This is a genomic window from Citrobacter sp. Ce104 (assembly GCF_030334595.1).
GTDB lineage: Bacteria > Pseudomonadota > Gammaproteobacteria > Enterobacterales > Enterobacteriaceae > Citrobacter > Citrobacter europaeus.
On sequence record NZ_JAOWDP010000025.1, the window covers coordinates 1 to 208 of the forward strand.

Below are 208 nucleotides of genomic sequence, written 5' to 3' on the forward strand. Positions count from 1 at the left end.
GCTACGGCGTTTCACTTCTGAGTTCGGCATGGGGTCAGGTGGGACCACCGCGCTACAGCCGCCAGGCAAATTCTGTTTATCAACACACCTCTTGGGCATGTCGATGTAATCTGTATCAGGCTGAAAATATCTTCTCAAATCCGCCAAAACATCTTCGGCGTTGTAAGGTTAAGCCTCACGGTTCATTAGTATCGGTTAGCTCAATGTA

General features: G+C 48.6%; 1 rRNA gene. It reads right to left on the bottom strand.

Features of this window, described 5'->3' with window-relative positions:
• Positions 1–66, bottom strand: a 5S ribosomal RNA gene (rrf, locus tag OGW16_RS01995); the annotation flags it as partial.
• Positions 67–208 lie beyond the last annotated feature (142 nt).